The organism is Actinoplanes sp. NPDC048791 (assembly GCF_040650095.1).
Lineage (GTDB): Bacteria > Actinomycetota > Actinomycetes > Mycobacteriales > Micromonosporaceae > Actinoplanes.
The window spans coordinates 1-6652 of record NZ_JBEZGQ010000437.1 but is presented as its reverse complement, the minus strand read 5'-3'; the positions used below and the strand labels follow the sequence as shown (position 1 = coordinate 6652).

At 69.9% G+C, this 6652-nt stretch carries 5 protein-coding genes and 1 pseudogene; 4 read left to right on the top strand and 2 right to left on the bottom strand.

Going from position 1 to position 6652, the window contains the following annotated elements; genetic code table 11:
* Both AB0C29_RS27140 and AB0C29_RS27135 read left to right on the top strand, forming a co-directional pair.
* Positions 1-1184, top strand: a 1184-nt coding sequence (locus AB0C29_RS27140; RefSeq protein ID WP_360825595.1) for a GGDEF domain-containing protein, incomplete at its 5' end; no start/stop codon positions are given.
* A 94-nt stretch (positions 1185-1278) separates the two neighbouring features.
* Positions 1279-2394: a substrate-binding domain-containing protein gene (locus tag AB0C29_RS27135; protein WP_360825592.1), complete on the top strand. Its 1116-nt coding sequence runs from the start codon at positions 1279-1281 to the stop codon at positions 2392-2394.
* On the opposite strand, the gene AB0C29_RS27130 is transcribed toward AB0C29_RS27135, so the two are convergent.
* Both AB0C29_RS27130 and AB0C29_RS27125 read right to left on the bottom strand, forming a co-directional pair.
* Positions 2387-3013 carry a Pr6Pr family membrane protein gene (locus AB0C29_RS27130; protein ID WP_360825588.1) on the bottom strand — a complete coding sequence of 209 codons (627 nt, stop codon included), beginning with the start codon at positions 3011-3013 and terminating at the stop codon, positions 2387-2389. The genes AB0C29_RS27135 and AB0C29_RS27130 overlap by 8 nt on opposite strands.
* A 73-nt stretch (positions 3014-3086) precedes the next feature.
* Positions 3087-4625, bottom strand: coding sequence for a M4 family metallopeptidase (locus AB0C29_RS27125; protein ID WP_360825585.1), 1539 nt, complete (start codon positions 4623-4625; stop codon positions 3087-3089).
* Positions 4626-4784: 159 nt separating this feature from the next.
* Between AB0C29_RS27125 and AB0C29_RS27120 the strand changes: the two genes are divergently transcribed.
* Together AB0C29_RS27120 and AB0C29_RS27115 are read left to right on the top strand one after the other, a co-directional pair.
* Positions 4785-6458: a methylmalonyl-CoA mutase family protein gene (locus AB0C29_RS27120; RefSeq protein WP_360825583.1), complete on the top strand. Its 1674-nt coding sequence runs from the start codon at positions 4785-4787 to the stop codon at positions 6456-6458.
* Between the two features lie 83 nt (positions 6459-6541).
* Positions 6542-6652, top strand: a pseudogene (locus tag AB0C29_RS27115) (co-chaperone YbbN); the annotation flags it as partial.

Below are 6652 nucleotides of genomic sequence, written 5' to 3'. Positions count from 1 at the left end.
TCGGCTCGGTCGCGGTCGGGATGGTGCTGCTGGTCGCCGGCCTGCTGCGCTACCCGCTCGGCGAGCTGACGAGCAGTGCCCGGGCCCGGCTGCACCTCGACGCGGCCACGGTGCTCGCCGCGGCCACGACGTTCGGTCTCTGGCTCTTCGAGGTGCCGGCCGGGCCGCGGGACGCCGGCTGGGCGCTCAGCCTGGTCGTGGCGCTGCTGGTGATGCCCGGGATCTTCCTCGTGGCGATCTTCGCGGTGCTCCGGCTGGTGCTCAGCGGGCGGACCCCGTTCACCCGGATGTGCGGGATCGCCGGAGGTGCCGCGGCGGTCTTGCAGGCCGTGCTGCAGACGGTGCCGAGCTCGGTCTACCTGATGCCGCGGTACACACCCTGGCTGCTCGCCGGCAACGTGGTCGCGAGCACCTTGCTGGCCCTGGTGGCCCGCATCCAGCAGCTCGGTGCGGGCAGCACGCCGCAGCCCGGTACGCGGGAGCGGCGCCGGCCGTACAGCGTGCTGCCGTACGCGGGGATGGCCGCCGTGTGGGCCCTGACCCTGACCGTGCTGCTGACCCGGGGCCTGGACGCGCGCTCGTGGGTGGTCGGCATCGGGGCGTCGGTGACCACGGTGCTGGTGATCGGCCGGCAGCTGAACGCGTTGCGGCACATCACCGAGCTGCTGCGCGAACGCGACGAGCTCACCGCCCGCCTGACCGAGCTGGCCTACCACGACGCGCTCACCGGCCTGGCCAACCGCGGGCTGTTCATGCGGCTGCTGGACGAGGGGCTGGCCGCCGGGCCGGTGACCGTGCTGCTCATCGACCTCGACGACTTCAAGCCGGTCAACGACGCGTTCGGGCACGCCACCGGCGACCAGTTGCTGATCGAGGTGGCCCGCCGGCTGCGCGCCGGGGTGCGCGCGGGCGACACCGTGGCCCGGCTGGGTGGTGACGAGTTCGCCGTCCTGATGCCCGGGCTGGCCGCCGCGCGGGGAGCCGAGGTGGTGCGGGAGCTGACCGGCGGCCTGGCGGGCACCGTCCGGATCCGCTCCGCCGACGTGCCGCTGCGGGCCAGTGTCGGCCTGGCCACCGGACGGCCCGGCGAGCACGACCCGGACAGCCTGCTGCACGCGGCCGACATGGCCATGTACGCGGTGAAGGAAGCCCGCCGGCAGCTGACTGCCAGTGACCTTCGGTAGCGATGCGTATCCATTCAGTCGCGGTCGCGATCAACGGGTTACCCAGCACCGATGCCTGGTAACCTTGCCGCCCTGTGCCCGGGAGGAAGTCGCGATGCGTACGAAAATGGCCGCTCTGGTAGCGGTGGGTCTGCTCACCCTCGGTGGCACCGCCGCCTGCACCGACGATGACGGTGACGGCGCCGGCTCCAGCGGTGGCGGGCCCCGTGGTGGCACCGGGAGCGGCAAGGTCGGCGTCATCCTGCCCGACACCACCACGTCGCAGCGCTGGGGCACCGACGACCCGAAGCTGCTGAAGGCCGCCTTCGACGCCGCCGACGTGCCGCTGGACATCCAGAACGCGCAGGGCGACAAGGCGAAGTTCGTGCAGATCGCCGACAGCATGATCGCCAGCGGGGTCAAGGTCCTGATGACGGTCAACCTCGACCCGGCCAGCGGCAAGGCCGTGCTCGACAAGGCCAAGGCCGCGGGCGTCAAGACCATCGACTACGACCGGCTGACGCTCAACGGCGGCGCGAACTACTACGTCAGCTTCGACAACGTCGCGGTCGGCAAGCTCCAGGGCGAGGGCCTGGTCAAGTGCCTGGCCGACAAGAAGGCCAAGCTGCCGCTGGTGGCCGACCTGAACGGCTCCCCGACCGACAACAACGCGACCCTGTTCAAGGTCGGTTACGACACGGTCCTGCAGCAGCGGTACGACGACGGCTCCTTCATGAAGGGCCCGGACCAGTCGGTCACCGACTGGAACAACAAGGAGGCCGGCGTGGTCTTCGCGGAGATGTGGCAGCAGACCGGCAAGCAGATCGACGGGGTGCTGGCCGCCAACGACGGCCTGGGCAACGCGGCGATCGAGGTCCTGAAGAAGGACAAGAAGAACGGCATCGTCCCGGTGACCGGCCAGGACGCCACCATCCAGGGCCTGCAGAACATCCTCGCCGGTGACCAGTGCATGACGGTCTACAAGGAGATCAAGAAGGAGGCCGAGGCGGCCGCCGACCTCGCCATCAAGCTGTACAAGGGCGAGAAGCCCGCGGTGAAGGGCCAGGTCAAGGACCCTGAGTCGGGCGCGTACGTGGCGTCGGTGCTGCTGCCGCCGACGGCCATCGACAAGACGAACATCGACCGGGTGATCAAGGACGGCTTCGTCGAGAAGAAGGCCGTCTGCGCGGGTCGCTTCGCCGCCCTCTGCGAGGAGAACGGCATCAAGTAGTGGTCGAGGCCGCCGCGCGGTGCCGGCGCAGCAGCCGGCCGCTCCAGCGGTCGATCGCCACGAAGAGCAGGCCGAGGATCCAGAAGGCGACGGCGAAGCCGGCCGAGCTGATCGAGACGCCGTCGTAGCCCAGCTCGTTCACGTCGATGAACGGGTACGGGTACTTGTCCACGACAAGGCCCCGGATCAGCGCGAAGGCCAGGTAGCCCAGCGGGAAGGCCAGCCAGTACAACGCGTGGCGCCACCGGAAGCGGCCCCGCTCGTCGAAGACCAGCCAGTCGAGCACCGCGAGCAGGGGCACCACGGTGTGCAGCAGCTGGTTGCCGATCGCCTCGGGCAGATTGCGGTGCACCGGGTCGACGGCGAAGCCGCTGGCGGGATTGGTCAGCACGAGGTGGTAGACCAGCCCGGTGATCGCGACGTAGAGGGTGACCGCGCCCTTGAGAGCCGCCGGAGTGTCGCGGCCCCGGAACGCCGCCCAGGCCGCGAAGACGCCGTACGCGACATTGCTCTGGATCGTGAAGAACGGCAGCAGGCCGGTCACGGTCGCCGGCCCGGCCGCGGTGAGCACCACGCCGGCGATCACCGCGACGACGGCGATCAGCCTCATGATCTTCATGGCGACACGGTAATGCCCGGCGGTGCTCGTGGCACCGCCGGGCATCCTCAGCACTGTCGATCTGTCCGGTGCGTCAGCAGGCCGCGTCGGTGCCGGTCACGTTGACCGCGGTCCAGGCCTTCTGCACGGCCTTGTACTCGGTGCCGCACCGGCCGTAGAGGTCGGTCGCCGCGGAGAGGGTGTAGCCGCGGGCGGCCTTGTAGTTGGTGCTGGAGGTGAAGTAGGTGCTCAGCGCCCGGTACCAGATGGCGGCGGCCTTGGTGCGGCCGATGCCGGTCACCGCGGTGGCCGAGCCGCACAGCGGCGAGGTGCCGTACGCGGTGGCGCCGCTGCCCTCGGCCAGGTTGAAGAAGAAGTGGTTGCCGACGCCGGAGGAGTAGTGCACGTCGACGTTCTTGGTGGTGCTCGACCAGCAGCCGATGCCCTTGCCGTCCAGCGTCGGGTTGTACATGTAGCGCAGCGGCTTGCCGTTGCCGTTGATGTTGATCTTCTCGCCGACCAGGTAGTCGCCGGCGTCGGTGCTGTTGGCCGCGTAGAACTCGACCATCGTGCCGAAGATGTCGGAGGTGGCCTCGTTCAGGCCGCCGGACTCACCGGAGTAGGTCAGGTTGGCGGTGCGCTCGGTGACGCCGTGCGACATCTCGTGGCCGGCCACGTCCAGCGAGACCAGCGGGCGGGTGTTGCCGCTGCCGTCGCCGTAGGTCATCGAGGAGCCGTCCCAGAACGCGTTGACGTACGCGTTGCCGTAGTGCACCCGCGACGGGACGCCGGTGCCGTTGTTGAAGATGCCCTTCCGGCCGAAGGTGCTGTTGTAGTAGTCGTAGGTCTTTGCCGCGCCGTAGTGCGCGTCCACCGCGGCCGACTGCCGGTTGGAGGTGGCGCCGGTGCCCCACACGTTGTCCGCGTCGGTGAACAGCGTGCACGTGCCCGAGGTCTTGTTGTTCATGTCGCAGGTGGTGCCGTTGCCGTGCGCCGCGTCCTTGAGGCTGAAGCTGGAGGTCGACACCTGGGTCGTGGTGATCGACACCGCCCCGGAGTAGACGCTGTTGCCGGTGGCCGTCTCCACGGTGTCCCACGAGCTCAGCACCGCGCCGGTGTTGGCGTCGGTGACGACGTGCAGCTTCGACGGCGTCTGGCCGTCCGCACCGAAGCCCTCGACGACGGTCTCGTAGGCCAGCGTGCCGGTGCCACTGGTGGCGTCGACGACCAGCTCCGGGGCGCCGACCGCGCTGACCGTACCGGTGAAGTGCGCCTTGGCGGTCGCGCTCGCGGTGGTGGCAGCCCGCTTCGGGGTGGTGCTCAGGCTCAGCGGCGCGGCCAGGCCGACCGAGGCCTGGCGGAGAGCCCCGTCCTTGGTGCCGTGCAGGACGAAGTCGCCACCGAGCACCCGCAGGCCCTCGTACGTGCGGGTGTAGCGCACGTGGCTCGTACCGTCGGCGTCCTTCACGCTCGCCTTGAGCGCGAATGCGTCCGCGGCGCCGGCCTGGACGGCGGCGCGGTGCGCGGACGGCGAGAGGGGATCGGGCGCGGCGGCAGCCGACGTCGCACCCACGCCCGCCAGCAGGCCGCCCATGAGCAGGGCGGAGCCGACAGCAGCGAGAGATCGTTTCACGGGGACTCCTGAACGGTGGGGGACCGTGGCGGTAGCCACACCTGTAGATATATCGATTCATGCACATGCTGTGAACATGCTGAAAACGTCATAGCTTTCGTGAGAGCAAGACGGCCGAGGCCTTAGCGATCGTTCAGCTTTGGGCCTACGATGTGCGCCATGGACGCAGCCGACATCGCCGCCGGCCGGGAGCGCTGGCAGCAGCGCTACGACGCCGCCCGCAAACGCGACGCAGACTTCACCACGTTGTCCGGGATGCCCGTCGAGCCCGTGTACGGGCCCGCCGACGGCGACACCTACGCGGACTTCGACCGGATCGGCTGGCCGGGTGAATTCCCGTACACCCGCGGCCTGTACCCCACCGGCTACCGCGGCCGCACCTGGACCATCCGCCAGTTCGCGGGGTTCGGCAACGCCCGGCAGACCAACGAGCGGTACAAGATGATCCTCGCCGCCGGTGGCGGCGGGCTGAGCGTGGCCTTCGACATGCCGACGCTGATGGGCCGCGACTCCGACGAGCCCGAGTCGCTCGGCGAGGTCGGCCACTGCGGGGTGGCGATCGACTCGGCCGCCGACATGGAGGTGCTGTTCGACGGCATCGACCTGCAGCAGACCACCACGAGCATGACCATCTCCGGCCCCGCCGTGCCGATCTTCGTGATGTACCTGGCCGCCGCCGAGCGGCAGGGCGCCGACATCAGCAAGCTCGACGGCACCCTGCAGACCGACATCTTCAAGGAGTACATCGCGCAGAAGGAGTGGCTCTTCGCCCCCGAGCCGCACCTGCGCCTGATCGGCGACCTGATGGAGTACTGCGCGGCCGAGATCCCGAAGTACAAGCCGCTCAGCGTCTCCGGCTACCACATCCGCGAGGCCGGCTCGACCGCCGCGCAGGAGCTGGCGTACACGCTGGCCGACGGCTTCGGCTACGTCGAGCTGGGCCTCTCCCGCGGCCTGGACGTCAACACCTTCGCCCCCGGCCTGAGCTTCTTCTTCGACGCGCACGTCGACTTCTTCGAGGAGATCGCCAAGTTCCGCGCCGCCCGCCGGATCTGGGCCCGGCACCTGCGCGACGACTACGGCGCCACCAGCGAGAAGGCGCTCTGGCTGAAGTTCCACACCCAGACGGCCGGGGTCTCGCTGACCGCGCAGCAGCCGGTCAACAACGTCGTGCGTACGGCGGTCGAGGCGCTCGCCGCCATCCTCGGCGGCACGAACTCACTGCACACCAACGCCCTCGACGAGACCCTCGCCCTGCCCACCGACGAGTCCGCCGAGATCGCCCTGCGCACCCAGCAGGTGCTGATGGAGGAGACCGGCGTGACCAACGTCGCCGACCCGCTCGGTGGCTCGTGGTACCTCGAGGCGCTCACCGACCGCATCGAGGCGGAGGCCGAGGAGATCTTCACCCGCATCCGCGAGCTGGGCCACGACGGCAGCATGACGGCCGGCATCCTGCGCGGCATCGAGGACGGCTGGTTCACCGGCAACATCGCCGAGGCGGCCTTCGTCTACCAGCAGGCCCTGGAGAAGGGCGAGAAGCGGATCGTCGGCGTCAACGTGCACACCGGCACGGTCGCCAAGGACCTGGAGATCCTCCGGGTCTCCCACGAGGTCGAGATCGAGCAGAAGCGCGCTCTCGCCGAGCGCAAGGCCGGCCGCGATCCGGTACGCACCGAGCAGGCGCTGGCCCGGCTCGTGGCGGTCGCGCGGACGACGGAGAACATGATCCCCGCCATGCTCGACGCGGCCCGGGCCGAGGCCACCCTGGGCGAGATCTGCGCGGCGCTGAAGGGGGAGTGGGGCATCTACCGCGAGCCCGCCCGCTTCTGACCGGCCGCACCCCCTGTGACGTCCGATATCACCAGCCCGGCGGCGCGGCGAACAGTCCGGCGCGCGTGCGAGACTAGATAACCATGAGCGACCCACGGACCACTCCGTCGATCTTCACCCGCGGCGCGGTCGATCTCGGTGCACTGCGCCCCGCGAGCAAGCCCGCACCCGCGGGCCCCGCCGGCCCGGCCGCG

Coding starts and splice junctions, on each gene's coding strand:
- AB0C29_RS27120 (WP_360825583.1), top strand. CDS start 4,785: ATGGACGCAGCCGACATCGCCGCCGGCCGGGAGCGCTGGCAGCAGCGC.
- AB0C29_RS27135 (WP_360825592.1), top strand. CDS start 1,279: ATGCGTACGAAAATGGCCGCTCTGGTAGCGGTGGGTCTGCTCACCCTC.
- AB0C29_RS27130 (WP_360825588.1), bottom strand. CDS start 3,013: ATGAAGATCATGAGGCTGATCGCCGTCGTCGCGGTGATCGCCGGCGTG.